The sequence below is a fragment of the Leucobacter albus genome (assembly GCF_039528015.1).
In the GTDB taxonomy this organism is placed as follows: Bacteria; Actinomycetota; Actinomycetes; order Actinomycetales; family Microbacteriaceae; genus Leucobacter; species Leucobacter albus.
Window position 1 is genome coordinate 251,560 of record NZ_BAAAKZ010000001.1, and the last position, 17,435, is coordinate 268,994.

At 67.2% G+C, this 17,435-nt stretch carries 14 protein-coding genes; 4 read left to right on the forward strand and 10 right to left on the reverse strand.

Annotated elements, in window-relative coordinates; genetic code table 11:
- Positions 1–22: 22 nt before the first annotated feature.
- From ABD115_RS01135 to ccsB, 3 genes are all read left to right on the forward strand, one after another.
- Positions 23–367: an ArsR/SmtB family transcription factor gene (locus ABD115_RS01135; protein ID WP_343957322.1), complete on the forward strand. Its 345-nt coding sequence runs from the start codon at positions 23–25 to the stop codon at positions 365–367.
- A gap of 30 nt (positions 368–397) precedes the next feature.
- Entirely contained in the window at positions 398–1,387 is a 990-nt protein-coding gene (locus ABD115_RS01140; protein ID WP_343957324.1) for an SRPBCC family protein, read from the forward strand.
- Between the two features lie 94 nt (positions 1,388–1,481).
- A complete protein-coding gene (gene ccsB / locus ABD115_RS01145; RefSeq protein WP_343957522.1) occupies positions 1,482–2,429 on the forward strand; it encodes a c-type cytochrome biogenesis protein CcsB in 948 nt (315 codons plus the stop codon).
- Between the two features lie 160 nt (positions 2,430–2,589).
- On the opposite strand, the gene ppk2 is transcribed toward ccsB, so the two are convergent.
- The 10 genes from ppk2 to ABD115_RS01195 all read right to left on the reverse strand — a co-directional run bounded on the left by ppk2 (position 2,590) and on the right by ABD115_RS01195 (position 12,485).
- Entirely contained in the window at positions 2,590–3,540 is a 951-nt protein-coding gene (gene ppk2, locus ABD115_RS01150; RefSeq protein WP_343957326.1) for a polyphosphate kinase 2, read from the reverse strand.
- Between the two features lie 33 nt (positions 3,541–3,573).
- Entirely contained in the window at positions 3,574–3,867 is a 294-nt protein-coding gene (locus tag ABD115_RS01155) for a metal-sensitive transcriptional regulator (RefSeq protein WP_343957328.1), read from the reverse strand.
- Positions 3,868–3,876: 9 nt separating this feature from the next.
- A complete protein-coding gene (gene rarD, locus ABD115_RS01160; protein ID WP_343957330.1) occupies positions 3,877–4,809 on the reverse strand; it encodes an EamA family transporter RarD in 933 nt (310 codons plus the stop codon).
- On the reverse strand, positions 4,790–5,242 hold the full coding sequence (locus tag ABD115_RS01165; RefSeq protein ID WP_343957331.1) for a GNAT family N-acetyltransferase: 453 nt from the start codon (positions 5,240–5,242) through the stop codon (positions 4,790–4,792). The genes rarD and ABD115_RS01165 overlap by 20 nt, the downstream gene beginning before the upstream one ends.
- A 40-nt stretch (positions 5,243–5,282) precedes the next feature.
- On the reverse strand, positions 5,283–6,191 hold the full coding sequence (locus ABD115_RS01170; RefSeq protein ID WP_343957333.1) for an ROK family protein: 909 nt from the start codon (positions 6,189–6,191) through the stop codon (positions 5,283–5,285).
- Positions 6,188–7,828 carry a glycoside hydrolase family 3 protein gene (locus ABD115_RS01175; protein ID WP_343957336.1) on the reverse strand — a complete coding sequence of 547 codons (1,641 nt, stop codon included), beginning with the start codon at positions 7,826–7,828 and terminating at the stop codon, positions 6,188–6,190. The genes ABD115_RS01170 and ABD115_RS01175 overlap by 4 nt, the downstream gene beginning before the upstream one ends.
- Positions 7,825–8,745, reverse strand: coding sequence for a carbohydrate ABC transporter permease (locus tag ABD115_RS01180; protein WP_382389542.1), 921 nt, complete (start codon positions 8,743–8,745; stop codon positions 7,825–7,827). The genes ABD115_RS01175 and ABD115_RS01180 overlap by 4 nt, the downstream gene beginning before the upstream one ends.
- Positions 8,742–9,605, reverse strand: coding sequence for a carbohydrate ABC transporter permease (locus ABD115_RS01185; protein WP_382389544.1), 864 nt, complete (start codon positions 9,603–9,605; stop codon positions 8,742–8,744). The genes ABD115_RS01180 and ABD115_RS01185 overlap by 4 nt, the downstream gene beginning before the upstream one ends.
- Positions 9,606–9,834: 229 nt before the next feature.
- Complete coding sequence (locus ABD115_RS01190; RefSeq protein ID WP_343957339.1) at positions 9,835–11,187, reverse strand: extracellular solute-binding protein; 1,353 nt, start codon at positions 11,185–11,187, stop codon at positions 9,835–9,837.
- 107 nt (positions 11,188–11,294) lie between these two features.
- Positions 11,295–12,485, reverse strand: coding sequence for an ROK family transcriptional regulator (locus ABD115_RS01195; RefSeq protein WP_343957341.1), 1,191 nt, complete (start codon positions 12,483–12,485; stop codon positions 11,295–11,297).
- Between the two features lie 246 nt (positions 12,486–12,731).
- Between ABD115_RS01195 and ABD115_RS01200 the strand changes: the two genes are divergently transcribed.
- A complete protein-coding gene (locus ABD115_RS01200) occupies positions 12,732–17,369 on the forward strand; it encodes an ExeM/NucH family extracellular endonuclease (RefSeq protein WP_343957343.1) in 4,638 nt (1,545 codons plus the stop codon).
- Positions 17,370–17,435: the final 66 nt, after the last annotated feature.

Genomic DNA, 17,435 nt, shown 5'->3' on the forward strand with positions numbered 1-17,435 from the left:
AATCGGCGTAACATACAACCAAATGGTTGCACTCAAGGATCTTTCAGACGAAGCGGTGGATCGGGTTTTCCGGGCACTCGCCGACGCGACGCGCCGCGACATTATGCGCCGAACGCTGGCGAGCGAGCTCTCGGTGACCGAGCTCGCCGGCGACTACGACATGTCGTTCGCGGCAGTGCAGAAGCACGTGGCGGTGCTCGAGGCTGCCGACCTCGTCGCGAAGATCCCGCGCGGAAGGGAGCGCATCGTGAGCGCGAACCCTGAGACCATTCGCCGCGCTGGCGAGCTGCTCGGGCACTTCGAGATGCTCTGGCGCGGCCGCATCGATCGACTCGACGCCCTCCTCACCGAAAACATTGAGCCGTAACCCAGTTACCCGCTTGAGAGGACCCGCATCATGCCTATCACCGCCGTTACCACCGACGCCGAAGCGCTGACGCTCACCTTTGTCGCAGACTTCACCGTTCCCGTTCGCAGGCTGTGGGACGCGTACCTCGACCCGCGCCAGATCGAACGCTTCTGGGGGCCGCCCACCTTCCCCGCAGTCTTCACCCGCCACGACGGCTACCCCGGAGGCCTGAGCCAGTACCGAATGACCGGGCCGGAGGGCGAGATCAGCGCCGGGTACTGGAGGTGGGCGGCCGTCGACGAGGGCCGCTCGTTCGAGGTGCGCGACGGCTTCGCCGGCGAAGACGGCGAACCCAACACCGAAATGCCAGACATGCGCATGGTGTTTGACTTCGCCGAAACGGCCCTCGGATCCCGCCTCACCACGACGACCTACTTCAACACCCTCGAAGAGCTCGAGCAGCTTCGCGCGATGGGCATGGAAGAGGGCATGCGCTCGGCGATGGCCCAGATCGATGCGGTCGTCGAAGACCTCGCCTCGTTCGCCGTCGGCGCCGGCACCGAACTCCAGCTCATCGGCGACACCCAGGCGCGAACGAGCCGCATCGTGCGGGGCACCGTTGACCAGGTGTGGCAGGCGCACCACGACGCAGAGCTGCTGCGCCGCTGGCAGCTCGGCCCCGACGGCTGGACGATGCCGGTCTGCGAAGTGGCAACCGCCGTCGGCGAGCGTCACCGCACCGAGTGGGCGTCTGACGACGGCGAGCAGCGCTTCGGGTTCACCGGCACCGTGCTCGAGATCGAGCCACCGCGCCGCTCGGTCACGACCGAGAAGATGTGGACCCCGGAAGACCCCGACGCGGCGCAGAGCCCCGAGACGATCAACGAGCTCACCCTCATTCCCGTGGACGGCGGCACCCTCGTCTCGCTCCTCATCACCTACCCCGACACCGCAACCCGCGAGATGATCCTCTCGACCGGCATGGTCGACGGCATGGAGACGAGCTACGCGCGGCTCGAGCGGGAGTTGCTGAGCTAGCCATTCTCAGTGAATTGGCCAGCTAGAGGAGGTACCCTGAGGAATTGTGCTGACCGAGCTTGAAACCTATTCCACGATCGCGCTGTACTCGGGCATGATCGTGTACGCGATCGCGTTCGTCTTCTACGTCGTTGACCTCGCGAATCGCAGCGGTGATCTGCAGCCCGCTGCCGGCGTGGCTGGGGCCGGGGCGCAGTCGCGCGCCGCCGGTGCTGCCAGCGCGGGGGCCGGCAACACCGCAACCCTGGTCAAGCCGCGGGCTGGCACAGCGCAGAAGCTGCCGCGCTCCCGCTGGCTGCGCGCCGGCTTCGCGCTCACGGTGCTCGGCTTCGCGCTGCACCTCACGGCGACGGTGCTGCGCGGCATTGCAGCCGAGCGTGTGCCGTGGGCCAACATGTATGAGTTCGCGCTCACCGCGACCGTGTCTGTCGTTGGCATCTTCTTGATCGTGCAGTTCTTTGTCGATCTGCGCTTCCTCGGCACCCTCGTGACCGGTCTCACCCTCGTGTTTCTCGGCGTCGCGAAGGTGAACTACTACGTCGATATCGTGCCGCTCGTGCCCGCACTCGACTCGTACTGGCTCGTGATTCACATCATCGTCGCGGTGCTCGCGGTTGGGTTCTTCACCCTGTCGTTCGGGCTATCGATCTTGCAGCTGCTGCAGGCCAGGCGCACCACGCATGTGAAGGCCGGGCAGACGCAGTCGCTCGTATTCATGACCGGCTTCCCTAACCAGGTGAGGCTCGAGGACCTCGCGTACCGCCTGGCCATCATTGGCTTCGCGTTCTGGACGTTTACGCTCATCGCCGGCTCGATCTGGGCCGAGGCAGCCTGGAGTCGCTACTGGGGCTGGGACGTGAAAGAGGTGTGGACGTTCATCATCTGGGTGCTCTACGCCGGCTTCATCCATGCCCGCGCGACCCGCGGCTGGCGCGGTACGCGCTCGGCGTGGCTGAACATCGTGTCGTACGCAGCTGTGATCTTTAACTTCTCGGTCGTGAACGTGTTCTTCAAGGGCCTGCACGCGTACTCGGGCCTGTAAACAGGGCCCGGCCCGGACCCTGGCCCTGGCCCTGGCCCTGGCCCTGGCCCCCGGCCCCTGCGCCCGCTCCCTCAGAGCCTTTTCGCTCCGTCACCACGCAAATACCTAGAATTTGCGTGGTGACGGAGCGAAAACGTGGTGACGGAGCGAAAGTAGGGCGCTAGCTACCGTTGACGATAGGGAAGGAGCCCGTCGGGGTCTCGCCGTCGTCGTAGACATCGCTCGGCGAGCCAATGATTCGCGCGTCGGGCGTACCGACGACATCGTGGTCTTTGCCCGGGTAGTCAAACTTCGACAGCACCCAGCGCATGGCCTCGAGCCTGGCGCGCTTCTTGTCGTTCGACTTCACCACCGTCCACGGCGCGTGCGGGGTGTCGGTGTAAAAGAACATTGCCTCTTTCGCGCGGGTGTAGTCATCCCACTTGTCGAGGCTCGCGAGGTCGGTGGGAGACAGCTTCCACTGTTTGACCTTGTCTTGGGAGCGCGATGCAAACCTCGCGCGCTGCTCGGCCATGCCGACCGAGAACCAGAACTTGATGAGGTGAATGCCCGAGTTCACGAGCAGCTCCTCGAAATCTGGCGCGGAGCGGGTGAACTCGAGGTACTGCTGCGGGGTGCAGTAGCCCATGACGCGCTCGACGCCAGCTCGGTTGTACCACGAGCGGTCAAACATGACGATCTCGCCGCCCGCGGGGAGGTGGGTGATGTAGCGCTGAAAGTACCACTGCGTCTGCTCGCGCTCGGTGGGAATCTCGAGGGCGACCACCCGCGCGCCGCGGGGGTTCATGTACTCGGTGAATCGCTTGATCGCGCCGCCCTTACCGGCGGCGTCGCGGCCCTCAAACACGATGACGATCTTCTCGCCAGACTCCTTGACCCACGCCTGCAGCTTCAGCAGCTCTATCTGCAGCTTGCGCTTGGTCTTTTCGTACTCCTTGCGGCCGAGTTTGACGTCGTAGGGGTAGCCCTGGCGCCACGGCGCATCGGGCCCGCCGGGGTCGCTGTCGGTGCCGAGTAGTTCGCCGAGCTCATCGATCTCGGGGGTGATGTCGACCTGGCCGGGGGCGGCCATTTCGAACTGCGGGGCTTGCTGTTCGTGCTCTTGACGCATCGCGCTCCTTGCCTAACGGACGTGGCGCCTTAATCATCCCACGAAGCGAGAAATGGCCTGCGTTGCCTCGCGAAGTTTTTCTTGCGCGACCTCGCCGCCCTCTTCGGCAGCTGCGGTCACGCAGTGCCGCAGGTGGTCGTCGAGCAGCGAGAGCCCGACGCGCTCGAGGGCCTTTGTCGCCGCAGAAACCTGGGTGAGAATGTCGATGCAGTACTTGTCGTCTTCGACCATGCGCTGCAGCCCACGCACCTGGCCCTCGGCACGACGCAGCCGCTTGAGCAGGTCTTCTTTGTGCCCAATGTACCCGTGTTCGTGCTGCTCACCCATACGAGCACCTTACCCTGCCGGCCCGCCCCCTCGCCTGGAGCGCGATGCCCGAACGAGCTGCACTGCGCCGCCGAGCACCAAGATGCCGACGGCGGCCCACACGGCAATGTACATCGGCCATTCGCCCGAGCTGATGCGCTCGCCGATGAGCAACGAGGCGACGACGAGTAGGGCGGGCTCGAGGTAGCTCATGAGGCCGAAGAGGCTGATGCTCAGGTAGCGCGAGGCGAGCAGGTAGCAGATGAGGGCGATGCCGCTCCACACCGCGAACAGCGGCGCGAACCACACGAGCGACGGGTTGGCCTGAAGCGCGTCGCCAGCGGTGAGCTCGCGCAGCAACAGAAACACCGCGAGGGGTGAGAGCAGCACAAACTCCCAGAGCATCCCTCCGAGGTGGTTGGTGCCGAGCGCGCGACGCAGCACAAAGTACACGGGGTAGCCCAGTGCAACGAGCATCGTCTCCCATGACACGGTACCGACTCTGACGATCTCGAAGATCACCCCGACCCCCGCGACCGCGGCGGCCAACCAGTGCCACCACAGCAGCCGATCTTTGTACAAAAACTTTCCGATGACCACGAGCACGAGAGGCAGCAAGAAGTAGCCGAGTGCGACCTGCAGCCCGCGCCCGTTGAGCGGTGCCCAACTAAACAGCCAGAGCTGCGCGCCGACGAGAAAACCGCACAGCACAAGCGCCACGAGCAGCACGGGGCGGGCGCGAATGCGCCGAGCGATATCGGTGAAGAGTCGCAGCTGCTTGAGCGTCAGCAGCGTCGCCAAAACTAGCGGAATCGTCACAATATTTCGAATGCCCCAGAGCGACTCGGCAGATGCCGGGGCGAGCAGTGGGGTGACGAAATAGACGCCGGCGAAGAGAAACGATGAGACAACCGAGACGACGAGACCGCGCTCGGTGAACGATCTAGAGGTCGATTGCCCCAATGACCTCTCCGTAGGGGGTCTCTCCTACGGGCTGAAAACCGATGTGGAGGAAGAAGTCTTCCGGGCCCTCTGCGCCGCGCTCCCAGAGCACTGTTAGGCGAGCCACCTCGCGGCGGCGCGCCTCTGCGATGAGGGCCTCGACGGCGAAGGTGCCGACGCCGCTGCCCTGTACCTCGGCGTCTACGTTGATGCGCCACAGGGCGGCGCGGAACTCCTCTTGCGTAGCGTCGGGGTCGAAGTTGCCGTGGATAAAGCCGACGACCTTGTCGTCGAGCAGCACCACGCGCTGCCAGGCGCTCTCTGCCGGGGTGACGGCGGCGGCCGCAGCGTACGAGACGGGCGTGATGAACTGCTCTTGGCCGGGCTTGAGGCCAAGGGTGTTCACCGCAACGATCGTCGCTGCAGAGAGTTCTTCTAATCGCAGTTCACTCATACCAACAGGCTACCTTGCGAAAGGGCAAGCGCAACTGTGACTACTCATTTATTGCGATTGCTGCGCCGATGGCGGCGGCGGGTGAGTCTGCTGGCAACACCCGCAGCCGATCGGCCAGGCCAAGCGCCGCAATAAATTCGGAGGCGGCCGCCCACTCCCGCAACTGCGCCCGGATCCCGCTAACGAGCGGGTCTCCGAGAAGCCGTAGCCCGCCGCCGATAACGACGGCGCCTGGGTTGACCGTGAGCCCGAGTACGCGCGTCGCGTTCGCGGCGCCCTCGATGAGGTAGTCACGCGCGAGCTTCGCGTCTGCATCGCCCGCGGCCACTGCCTCGTTGAGCGTGCGGCCGGGGTGCTCGCCGCCGGCCGGCCAGTGCGCCTTGAGCGCCGATCCGCTGGCAACGGTCTCGAGGCAACCAAACTGCCCGCACGGGCAGGCCCGACCTCGCGGGTCGATGGGCAGGTGCCCGATCTCCCCGGCGAAGCCGTCGGTGCCGCGAATGGGGAGCCCGTCGACCGTCATACCGGCGGCGAGCCCCGTGCCGAGATTGAGGTAGGCGACAGTGCCGTCGAGACCCATGACGTGCACCGCGCCGATCGAGGCTGCTGTGACGTCGTTGTCGACGCGCACGGGAATGCCCACCCGTGCGCTGAGCTCAGGGCCCAGCGCGAGCGATGAGAGCCCCATGTTGTACGCGTTGCGCACGGTGCCGCTGTCGCGATCCACCTGGCCTGGAATGCCGATGCCGACCCCGGCGTAGTCGGCGACCTGCGCGCCCGACTCGGCCGCGAGCGCACGCACAAGCTCTGCGCTCGCACCGAGCACGCCGGCGGGGCCGGGCACGGTCGCAACCACGCGCCGGGCGGTGATCTCGCCTGCGGTATCGAGCGCGATGCCCTCGATCTTCGTGCCGCCGATGTCGAGACCGATGCGGGGGGAGGAGATCATGAAGAGGTTCTTTCAATGAGGGCGAGCAGGGCGGCCCCGGCGAGCGCCGACGAGCCGTACGTCGAGAGTTCAGCGTAGCCGTTACTGGGTGACGCGGTGGGCGACGCGGTGGGCAGATCGGTGAGCGACTCGGCCGGCCAGCCTATCTCGATCACGAGCACGGGTACGCCGGCCGCGAGCAGCGCGGCAACGCGGCGACGGGCGAGTTCGTGGCGGTGGATCTCCCGGCCGATCACGATGACCCCCTCGCCAGAGGGGAGCGCTGCTGGTGGGGTGGCCGGGTCGTGGATCGGCCTGGCATCGAAGGCTGCTGCCGCCGCTGCCTGGCCTGGAAAGGGCGTCGCCGCGGCGGCGAAGGGCCCCCACGGAGCGAACCCGACCGCCATATTCGCGTCGGACTCTGCCCGGTAGACGGCGGCGTGCGGGTGGTCACGCAGCCACGCGCTTGCGCTGTCGACGCCGCCGAACGACGTGATGATGCGTGCGAGCTCGATGGCGGTGATGCCGTCACGGGGAGACGCTGCAGCCCCAACAGCGGCCCCCGCCCCAGCGACGGCCGCCGCGCGCGCGCCGGCACTCAGCGCGCGCACGCGCGCGGCGGCGTCGGCAACCCTGGAGGCGGGGAGCCGACCGGCGGCCACGGCTGCTGCGATGTGGTCGACGATCTCGGCGAGCTGCTCGCGGGTGATGTCGACGCCGACGCAGAGCAGGTCGCAGCCCGCTGCGAGCGCGCGAACGGCGGCCTCGGGAATGCCGATCTCGCCGCTCGCGCCCTGCATGTCGAGCGCGTCAGAAACGATCACTCCGGCGAAGCCGAGCTCGTCGCGCAGCAGCCCCCGCAAGATGCGCTGGCTGAATGTTGCCGGCACCCCGGCGTCGAGCTCGGTGAGCACGATGTGCGAGGTCATGACGGTGCGCGCCCCGGCAGCGAATGCGGCGCTGAAGGGCGGCAGGTCGCGCCGTTCGAGCACGTCGCGTGGCGCGGTCACGCGGGGCAGCTCGTGGTGCGAGTCTTGCCCGGTGTCGCCGTGGCCGGGGAAGTGCTTCGGGCAGGCGATCGCGCCAGCGCCCTCGAGCCCGCGCACCCAGGCGGCGACGTGGCGCGAGGCGAGCTCGGCGGTCGCGCCGAAGCTGCGTGTGCCGATGACGGGGTTCAGCGGGTTGCTGTTCACGTCGGCGACGGGCCCGAGCGCGAGGTTGAACCCGGCGGTGAGAATCTCGTGCGCGACGCGGCGGCCGATCTCTTCGGTGTAGCGCTCATCATCGATGCGGCCCATGACCGCGGCCCCCGGGTAGGGCGACCCCTCGCGGTAGCTGAGCCTGGTGACCTCGCCGCCTTCCTCATCGATCGCGATGAGGGCGTGCGGGGCGAGGGCGCGAAGCGCCAGCCCGAGCTCCCGCAGCTGCTCACGGCTCTCGACGTTGTTGCCGTACACGCAGGCCGCGAGCATGCCGGCGTCGAAGGCCTCGGCGAGCCAGGGCGCCGGGGTGAGGCCGACAAAGCCCGGCATGAGCGTCGCGAGAATATCGCGGGTGAGCGCTCCCTGATCCGCCGCGAACTGATCCGCCGCGAACTGATCCGCCGCGAACTGATCCGCCGCGAACTGATCGGCCGCGAACTGATCGGCCGCGCTCATCCCTTCACCGCCCCGCTGACGAGGCCGCTCGTCATGCGGCCCTGCACGAACATGAAGAAGATGATCACCGGCACGGCGACGAGCGTCGAGGCGGCCATGACCTGGCCCCAGTCGATCGCGGTGCTCGCCGACTGCTGAATGAAACCGCGCAGCCAGAGCGGCAGCGTCTTGTTGTCGGCGTCGAGCAGCACGAGCGCAACGGTGAACTCGTTCCACGCCTGCAAGAAGGCGTAGATGCCGCTGGCGACGAGGCCGGGGGCAAGCAGCGGGAAGGTGATGCGCAGAAACGCCTGGGTGCGGCTCAGGCCGTCGACCATCGCCGCCTCTTCGAGGTCGGCGGGGATGCCGGCGACGAAGCCGCGCAGCATCCAGATAGTAAACGGCACGACGGCGGCAATGTAGATGATGCTCACGCCGATAATCGAGTTCAGCATGCCCAGCCCAGACATGAGCTTGTACTGCGCGATAAACATGCCCTCGGCTGGCAGCATCTGAATGAACAGCACCGCGAGCACGAAGCTGCGCCGGCCCTTGAAACGGAAGCGGCTGATCGCGAGCGCGGCGAGAAAGGCGAAGAGCAGGCACACGACGACGACGATGGCCGCGATCGAGAGGCTAATGCCGAGCGCCTTGAAGAACGAACCGTCGGCGATGACGGCCTGGAAGTTCTTGAACGACCCACCAAACGGCAGGAGCGTCGGGGTTGTCTTCTCGAGAATAACGTTCGGCAAAAGCGCCGAGTTCAGCATCCAGTAGACGGGAAAGGCCCAGATCAGGGCGAGCACGATCGCGACGACGTTCAGCGCGATCCGCCACGGCTTGCCGGTGCGGATCCGCCCGCGTGCGTTCACAATCTCGACGGGCGCGGTCATCGTGTCGGTGCGTGGCGGAGCCTTCGTGAAAGCGGTTTGGCTCATGACTCGTCGTCCTCCTTGATGAGATTGCGCACGTACGCCCAGCTGAGCGCGATGGTGAGCAGCAGCACGAAGATCGACATGGCGCTCGCCATCGCGAAGTCTGAGGATCCGACGCCGAGCTGGTAGATGTAGGTGCCGAGCACGTCGGTCTTTGACGCGATCGAGCCGCGGTCTTGCAGCAGCTTGATCTGCGTGAACACGCGCAGATCCCAAATGATCTGCAGCAGCATGACGATGCCGAGCACGGGCTTGATGATCGGCACGATGATGAGGCGCAGGCGCTGCCACGGGCTCGCGCCGTCCATCTGTGCGGCCTCGAGCACCTCGCCTGGCACCTGCGTGAGGCCGGCGTAGACGGAGAACGCCACGAACGGCACGCTCATCCACACGACGATGATGAGGGCGACGAGGAAGAAGCTCAGGGGCTCCTGCAGCCAGTTGTGGCCGTTGAAGGGGAGCCCGAGGTTGGTGAGCAGCCAGTTCACGAGGCCGCGGCGCCAGTCGAAGATCCAGTTCCAGATCGTCATCGCGGCGACGACGGGTGTTGCCCAGGCGAGCAGCATCGAGATCTGCAGGGTGAGGCGCACGGGCTTGCTCGTCGCCTGCATGAGCAGGGCGAAGCCGATGCCAATGGCCATGGTGACGGCCGCGGCCGCGAGGCAGAACAGCACGGAGCGCAGCACCACGAACCACGTCGTCGGGTTGCTGAACAGCGTCACGTAGTTGTCGAACCACACCCACTCGGGCGGGGCGCCGAACTGCTGGGCGAGGCCGAACTGCTGCATCGAGGTGATGAGCTGCCAAATCACCGGGTATGCCATCGCGAGCAGCACGATGACGGTCGCGGGAATCAACAGCATGTAGGGCGCGAGCCGCCGCGGTCGCCTGCGCGGGGCGGATCCGGTGCCGCGTGCGCCCCCGGCGCTGCCCGTGCCACCTGGTGCGGCGGGGCCGGCCGATGGCTCGGCGCCTCGGGGTGGTGCGGCTCCCACCGATGGAGCAGTGTTGACGCTCATCGCGGCTCTCCTTGAAGCGATTGCGGGTGTGGGTGGGGGCCCGCAGCTTTCGCGCGGGCCCCCGGTGACGACGCTACTTCTGGTTGAGCAGCGCGTCGAGCTCTGCGTTGGTGTCTTTCGCGAGCTGCGTCAGATCCTTCGCGTCGCGAATCTTGGAGAAGAACTCCTCCATGATGTTCTTCGACTCGATCGCTGCCCAGCCCGGGGCGGCGGGGGTGAGCTTCGAGTTCGAGGCAGACTCGATGAGCGCCTCGGCGAACTGGTCGTCGCCGAGCGAGCCCGCGTACTTCTCGTTCGCCGGGCCGAGGCCCTTCTCGCCGAGCATCGTCTGGTACTCCTCGGAGAAGATGATGCGCATGAGCTCCTTGGCGAGCTCGGGGTTCTCGGTCTTCGCCGAGATACCGATGTTCGAGCCGCCGGCGAAGACCGGGGCGGGCTTGCCGTCGTTGCCAGGGAGAACCAGGGTGCCGAAGGTCGCGTCGTTCCACTCGCGCACGGGGTCGCCGTCGTCGTTCGTGGTGAGGTCGCCGATCGACCAGTGCGCCCAGCCCGGGGCCATGATCGTGGCGGCTGCGAGCGAGAGATCTTCGGTGACGTTGCCGTCTTCGTCCTTGACCTGATCGGAGTCGTTGAGGTACTGGTACTGATTCGCATCCTTCATATCGTTCGGCGCGAACGACGCGTTCTGGTAGAGATCCTGCAACTGCTCGAGGCCCTTGAGCGACTCGGGCGAGTCGAGGGTCGCAACCCACTTGCCGTCCTTGAACTCGGCGATCTCGCCGCCGTTGGCGAAGATCCACGAGATGCCGTCGCGCCAGTCTTGGCCCCCGAGGAAGAAGCCCGAGAAGTTGTCGATGCCCTTCGGGTTCGCCTCGGCGATCGCCTTCACCGACGCGTTGAACTCGTCGAGCGAGGCGGGGTTCATGTTCTGGCCTGCTGCCTCCCACACGTCTTTGCGCAGGAAGGTGTAGCGCGAGCCGAAGTAGTAGGGAAGCGTGTAGTTCTTGCCCTCGACCGCACCGACCTCGACGAACGAGGCGAGCAGGTCGTCGCCGCCGAGCTCCTCGTACATGTCGCTGATGTCGAGGAACGCGCCGGCGTTGGTGAAGGCAGGCGACTGGGTGTTGCCGATCTCGGTGACGTCGGGGGTGTTCTTCGCGTCGGGGAGCTTCGTGGTGAGGTTCGTGATGATGTCGCCCCAGCCCTGCTCCTGAATCTTGAGCTCGGCACCGGTCTTCTCATTGAATTCGGTCGCGAGGTACTCGCGCAGCTCGGGCGGGGTGTCGCCGCCGATGACCCACATCGTGAGGGTCTTGTCGCTGTTGTCGCCGCCGCTGTCGCCGCCCGACGAAGCCGGGCTGCACCCGGCAAGGACGAGAGTCGAAGCCATCGCCGCTGCGGCGAGGCCTACGAGCTTTCTCTTCATGGTGGTGTTCCTTTCGGTGTGCGGCTCGGCGGTAGCCGAGTCGCGGGTTCGTGTCTTCTTCGATACGGGTTGGTGGTCGCGTGGGGTCTGGGTGGCGCGCCGCCGGTCTAGCTGACGCCGAGCCGCTCGCGCAGCACAACGGCGGCGGCGCCGCGGAGAATGAGGTCTTCGCCCTGGCCCGTCGTGCGAATCACGAGGGTGTCGTGCGAGTTGGGCATTGTGCGGCGGGTGAGAATCTCGTACGCGGCATCGGCGAGCGTGCCGTCGACGAGCTCGGGCGGGCCAGACAGCACGATCTCGGCGAGGTTGAGCATGCCGATGACGGGCGCGAGGGCGACGCCGAGCCGGTTGCCGGCCTCGCGGAGCACCTGCTCCCGCCCGGCGGGGCCCGCGGCCTCGAGCGCGCGTGTGAGTGTCGGAACCGAGAGCCAGTGCTCGAGCACCTGCTCGCGGTTGTAGGGCGCGTCGATGCCGAGATCGGTGCCGACCATGACCTGCCCGATCTCGCCAGAGGCGAACTGGCTGCCGGGAATGCTGCGGCCGCCGAGAATGATGCCGGCGCCGACGCCAAAGCCGATGCGCACGAGCGCGAAGTCTTCGCTCGTGTCGCCGAAGCTGTACTCCGCGAGCGCCGCGACGTTCGCGTCGTTCTCGATGGTGGTCGCGAGCCCGGTGCGCTCGGTGAGGATCTGGCGGAGGGGCAGAGCCTCCCAGCCGAGGTTCGGGGCGACGCGCACGACGCCGTCGGCGTCGACGACGCCGGGGGTGCCAACGCCGAGGCCGAGCACCGGGAGCTCGCTTGCGTCGCGCAGCGTGAGCGCGAGCTCGATCACGAGCTCGCATGCCGCATCGCCCGTAACCGCGATGCCCTGGGCATCGAGCCGCGCGGCCTCGGCGCGAGCGTGCGTGCGCCCGGCGAGGTCGATGACCGCGCCGCGCAGCAGCTTGTCGTCAGACAGGTCAAGCGCGACGATCGCGTGTGCGGATCGCGCGAGGTCGACGAGGGTTGCGGGCTTGCCCGGCCCCTGCGACTCGCGCTGGCCGAGCTCTTCGACGAGGCCCTCGGAGATGAGCTCGGCGACGAGACCCGAAACGGTGACCTTCGTGAGCTGGGTGGCCCTGGCAATGTCGGCGCGGCTGAGCGGCCCCGACACATACAGCGTCTGAAGCACGAGGGTGCGGTTGTGCTGCTTGGTGTCGCCGGGGGTGGCCTTCGCGGCGACGCGCAGGTCGCGCGCGCGACGCGGATTGATGGCCCAGGCGGTGTCGCCCGCTGAACGCGTCGTTACGTGCTTCATAATGGTTAGTAAAGCTAATGAACTAAATAAACGCAAGTCCGTGGCGGTATTTTTTCTCGTTCCCCGGTATCGGTTGCGTAACGGTGGGGCTGCCCAGGCAATGTGGCGGTTGGGTGGCGGTTGAGTGAACTGCCTAGAGCCGACCCCCGTCGCCTGCCTAAGCTGCGGGAGGGGTGTGCTGGGGCCGTGTGCGTCGCTCGCTCACCCCGGCCAACGAACGCAGTCACAACCGAGGAGCTCAGCACCATGAAGCCAGGCATAGGCAGCCACACCGGCGAGGCCTTCTTCCGCGGAAAACAACGCACGCCGGCAATTGCCATCACCGCACTCATTGCCCTGGGCATGTGCGCCGCGGGCACGGCGCCCGCGCTCGCCGCGCCAGACGGCAGCGGCGTCGTCATCAACGAGGCCTACCTCTCGGGCGGCAGCGCGGGGGCGAAATACACGAACAAGTTCGTCGAGCTGTTCAACCCGACCGCGGCACCCATCGTGCTCGACGGCACCTCGCTGCAGTACCGCTCCGCTACGGGCACCGGCACCTTCACCGGCGTCACGCCCCTTACCGGCACGATCCCTGCGGGCGGCCACTTCCTCGTGCAGGGCGGCTCGAACGGCGCGGCCGGCGGCGAGCTGCCGGCCCCCGACCAGGTTTCACGCCTGAACCCGAGCGGCAAGACTGGCACGCTCGCCCTCGTCGAGGGCACGGGCACCGTCACGCTCCCGACCGGGTCGATTGCCGGCGCCCCCGGCGTCATCGACGCCCTCGGCTACGGCGACTCGAACACCTTCGAGGGCGCGGTCGCGCAGGCTCCCGCGAACAACAACGACGTGCGTTCGTTTAACCGCGCGGCAGCCGCCGACAGCGACAACAACGCTGCAGACTTCACCCTCTCGGCCGAGATCACCCCGACGAACGCGGCGGGCCAGACCGCCCCAGACGGCGGCACCGACCCTGGCACCGATCCCGGCACCGACCCCGGGACTGACCCGGGCACCGATCCGGGCACCGACCCCGGCGCGGGCGGCACGCGCACGATCGCCGAGGTGCAGGGCACGACCGACGTCTCGCCGATGGTCGGCCAGACCGTCACCGTCGAGGGCGTCATCACCGCAGACCACCGCGTCGGCGGCTACGACGGCGTCGTCATCCAGAGCGCCGGTTCAGGCGGCGAGCAGGCCGAACCCCGCACCGCATCTGACGGCATCTTCGTCTATCTCAAGGGCAAAGAGGTGCCGGGCGAGATCGGCGACCTCATCAAGGTCACCGGTGCCGTGAGCGAATACTACGGCCAGACGCAGATCGCGCCGGCCCAGGTCGCAGACGTCGCCCTCGTGAAGCAGGAGGCCGGGCTCCCCGTGCCGACCCCGCTGCCCGCAACCGTCACGGGCAGCGACCGCGAGGCCTACGAGAACATGCTCGTCGCCCCCGCCGGCGACTACTTCGTCGCCTCGAGCCACGAGCTCTTCAACTACGGCGCGCTCTGGCTGAACCCAGGCCAGATGCAGGTCAAGAGCACCGAGACCGCGCGCCCCGGCGCCGAGGCCGACGCGATCGCCAAGGCGAACCGCGACAGCCGCATCCTGCTCGACGACGGCTACTCCATCAAGACCGATAACAACGCCCACCCTGGCGAGCAGCCCTACTTCACCGCAGATCGTGTTGTGCGAAACGGCGACACCGTCGATTTCTCGGGTCACAGCTTCGTGCTGCAGTACGGCTTCGACCAGTGGCGGCTGCAGCCGGTCACCCCGCTCGACAGCGGTTCGCCAGAGTCGCTTAAGGTGAAGTTCACCGCCAAGAACGAGCGCCCCGCGGTTCCGAGCGTCGGCGGCGACGCGAAGGTCGCGGCCTTCAACGTCTACAACTACTTCACGACGCTCAAGAGCGACAACAAAGACGCGCGCGGCGCGACGACGAAGCAGCAGTTCGACACGCAGAAGTCGAAGATCGTGTCTGCGATCAACAGCCTCGACGCCGACATCGTCGGCCTCATGGAGATCGAAAACTCGGTGAAGTTCGGCAAGCCCGTCGACACGGCGCTGAAAGATCTCGTCGACGGCCTGAACACCGCGGCCGGCAGCAAGGTCTGGGACTTCGTGCCCACGCCGAAGTCGCTGCACAACGCGAAGACCACCGACTTCATCACGAACGCGATCATCTTCAAGAAGGGCGCGGTCACCCCGAAGGGTGAGGCGAAGACCATCACCGACGAAAGCGTCTGGGGCAACGCACGCGAGCCGATCGCGCAGGCGTTCGACGTCGACGGCCGCACCGTCACCGTCGTCTCGAACCACTTCAAGTCGAAGTCGGGCAAGGGCGCAGAGCCCGCAGACGGCCAGGGCTTCTTCAACGCCGACCGCGTCGCGCAGGCGAAGTCGCTGCTCGCATTCACCACCGAGCTCGAAAAGTCGACTGGCAGCCCCGACATGTTCCTCGTCGGCGATTTCAACGCCTACGGCCAGGAAGACCCGATGTTCGAGTTCACCTCGAAGGGGTGGATCGACACGGTGCCTACGCTCGCCGCAGGCCAGCACAGCTACACCTTCAACGGTGAGCTCGGCTCCCTCGACCACGTGCTGGCGTCGCCGTCGCTCGCTGACTCGCTGAGCGGGGCCGCGATCTGGGCGACGAACTCGGCCGAGTGGGGCGACCGCGGCTACGCCTATGGCGCGGCCGAGCCCGGCACGCCGTTCCGAGCGAGCGATCACGACCCGATCCTCGTCGGGTTCACGACGACCCCCGCTCCCGTGAGCATCGACATCGCGACGATTAACGACTTCCACGGCCGCATCGAGGCCGACGGCAAGGCGGCAGGCGCCGCGGTCATCGCCGGGGCAGTCGCCGAGTTCGAACGCCAGAACCCGAACTTCATCTTCGCGGGAGCTGGCGACCTCATCGGTGCGTCGACGTTCACCTCGTTCATTCAAGATGACGAGCCGACGATCGACGCGCTCAACCTCGCGGGCCTCGACGTCAGCGCCGCAGGTAATCACGAGTTCGACGAGGGGTGGGAAGACCTCGAGGGCCGCGTGCAGGATCGCGCAGACTGGGAGTACATCTCGGCGAACGTGTTCGTCACCGAGACCGGTGAGCCCGCGCTCGCGCCGTCGTGGGTGAAGGAGATCGATGGCGTGAACGTCGGCTTCGTCGGCGCCGTCACCGAAGATCTCGACACCCTCGTGTCGCCCGAGGGCATCAAAGACCTCGAGGTGCGAAGCGTCGCCGACTCCGTGAACCAGGCCGCGAAGGCGCTGCGCGATGGCGACGAGAAGAACGGCGAAGCCGACGTCGTGATCCTCCTCGTGCACGAGGGCGCAGCGACCGCAGACGTCGCGAGCATCACCCCGGAGTCGCAGCTCGGCAAGATCGTGAACGGGGTCGGTGACGAGGTCGACGCGATCGTCTCGGCACACACTCACCTCGCCTACAACCACGTCATCGACGGCCGCCCGGTCGTTTCGGCCGGCCAGTACGGCGAGAACCTCGGCCTCATGAACCTCAAGGTCGACCGCCAGACGAAGGAGCTCATCTCGATCACCAACGAGATCAAACCCCTCGTCGTCGACGGCAAGCCGCAGTACGAGGCGAACCCCGAGGTGCAGGCGATCGTCGACGCCGCCAAGAAGAAGGCCGACGAGCTCGGCGGCCTCTCGGTCGGCAGCATCACCGCCGACTTCAACCGCGCCCGCCAGAGCGATGGCAAGACCGAGAACCGCGGCGGCGAGTCGACGATCGGCAACTTCGTCGCCGACGTGCACCAGTGGTCGACGGGAGCCGATATCGCGCTCATGAACCCCGGCGGCATTCGTGCGAACCTCGGCTACGCCTCAAGCGGTGAGGGCGACCCCGACGGCAACGTCACCTACCGCGAGGCCGCAACCGTGCAGCCCTTCGCGAACTCGCTCGTCACCCTGAAGCTCACGGGCGCGCAGGTGAAGAGCGTACTCGAGGAGCAGTGGCAGCCCGAGGGGGCCGCCCGACCGTTCCTCAAACTCGGGGTCTCCGAGGGCCTGAGCTACGAGTACGACCCGACGGCCGCGCGTGGGTCGCACATCACGCGGGTGACCCTCAACGGGAAGCCGCTCGATGAGGGCGCAACCTACACGGTCGCGGCGAACGCCTTCCTCGCCGGTGGCGGCGACAACTTCGTGTCGTTCCGCAAGGGAACCGACGTGAAAGACACCGGCCGCGCAGACCTGCAGTCGATGGTGGAGTGGTTCGCGATCAACAAGCAGGCGACACCCGACCTCGGCAAGCGCGCGGTTGGCGTGCAGCTCAGCGCGCCGCCGCGGGCTGCGGCAGTCGCTGAGGCTTCTGAGGGCGCGGTCGACACCGTCGCGCTCCGGGCGGCCGCCCCGGCAACCCGCGCCGACGCAAGCGAGTACCGGCCGGGCGACGCCGTCACCATCACGCTGAGCTCGCTCGCGTTCTCGGCGGGCGAGGCGGTGCCCGAGTCGGTGACTGCCACGCTCGGCGGCGCCCAGCTCGCAACCGCGAAGGTCGACCCGACCGTCACCGACGCCTGGGACGAGGCGGGGCGCGCGACGCTGAGCTTCAATGTTCCCAAGGGCATCACGGGCGCCCAGACCATCGAGATCGCCACGAGCGACGGGGCGACACAGCTGCAGCTGCCGATTCGCGTAGCGGGCGCCGACACAGGCAACCCAGACGGCAACGGCAACGGCAACGGCAGCGGCAGCGGCAATGGCAGCGGCAACGGAAACACGGCGGGCTCCGGCTCGGGTACGGGCGGGCGCCCCGGCGGCATCGCCCACACCGGTTCCGAGCTCGGCTGGGTCGCGGGCGCGACCGTGCTGCTGCTCGCGCTCGGTGGCGGGCTGCTGTTCGCGGCTAGGCGGCGCTCCGACGCACCCTCCGAGTAGCGCGTGGCAAGGAGCGCTCCCGTAGCGAACGTTTCTGCAGCGCGCGTTCCTTAGGCGCAGGGTGAG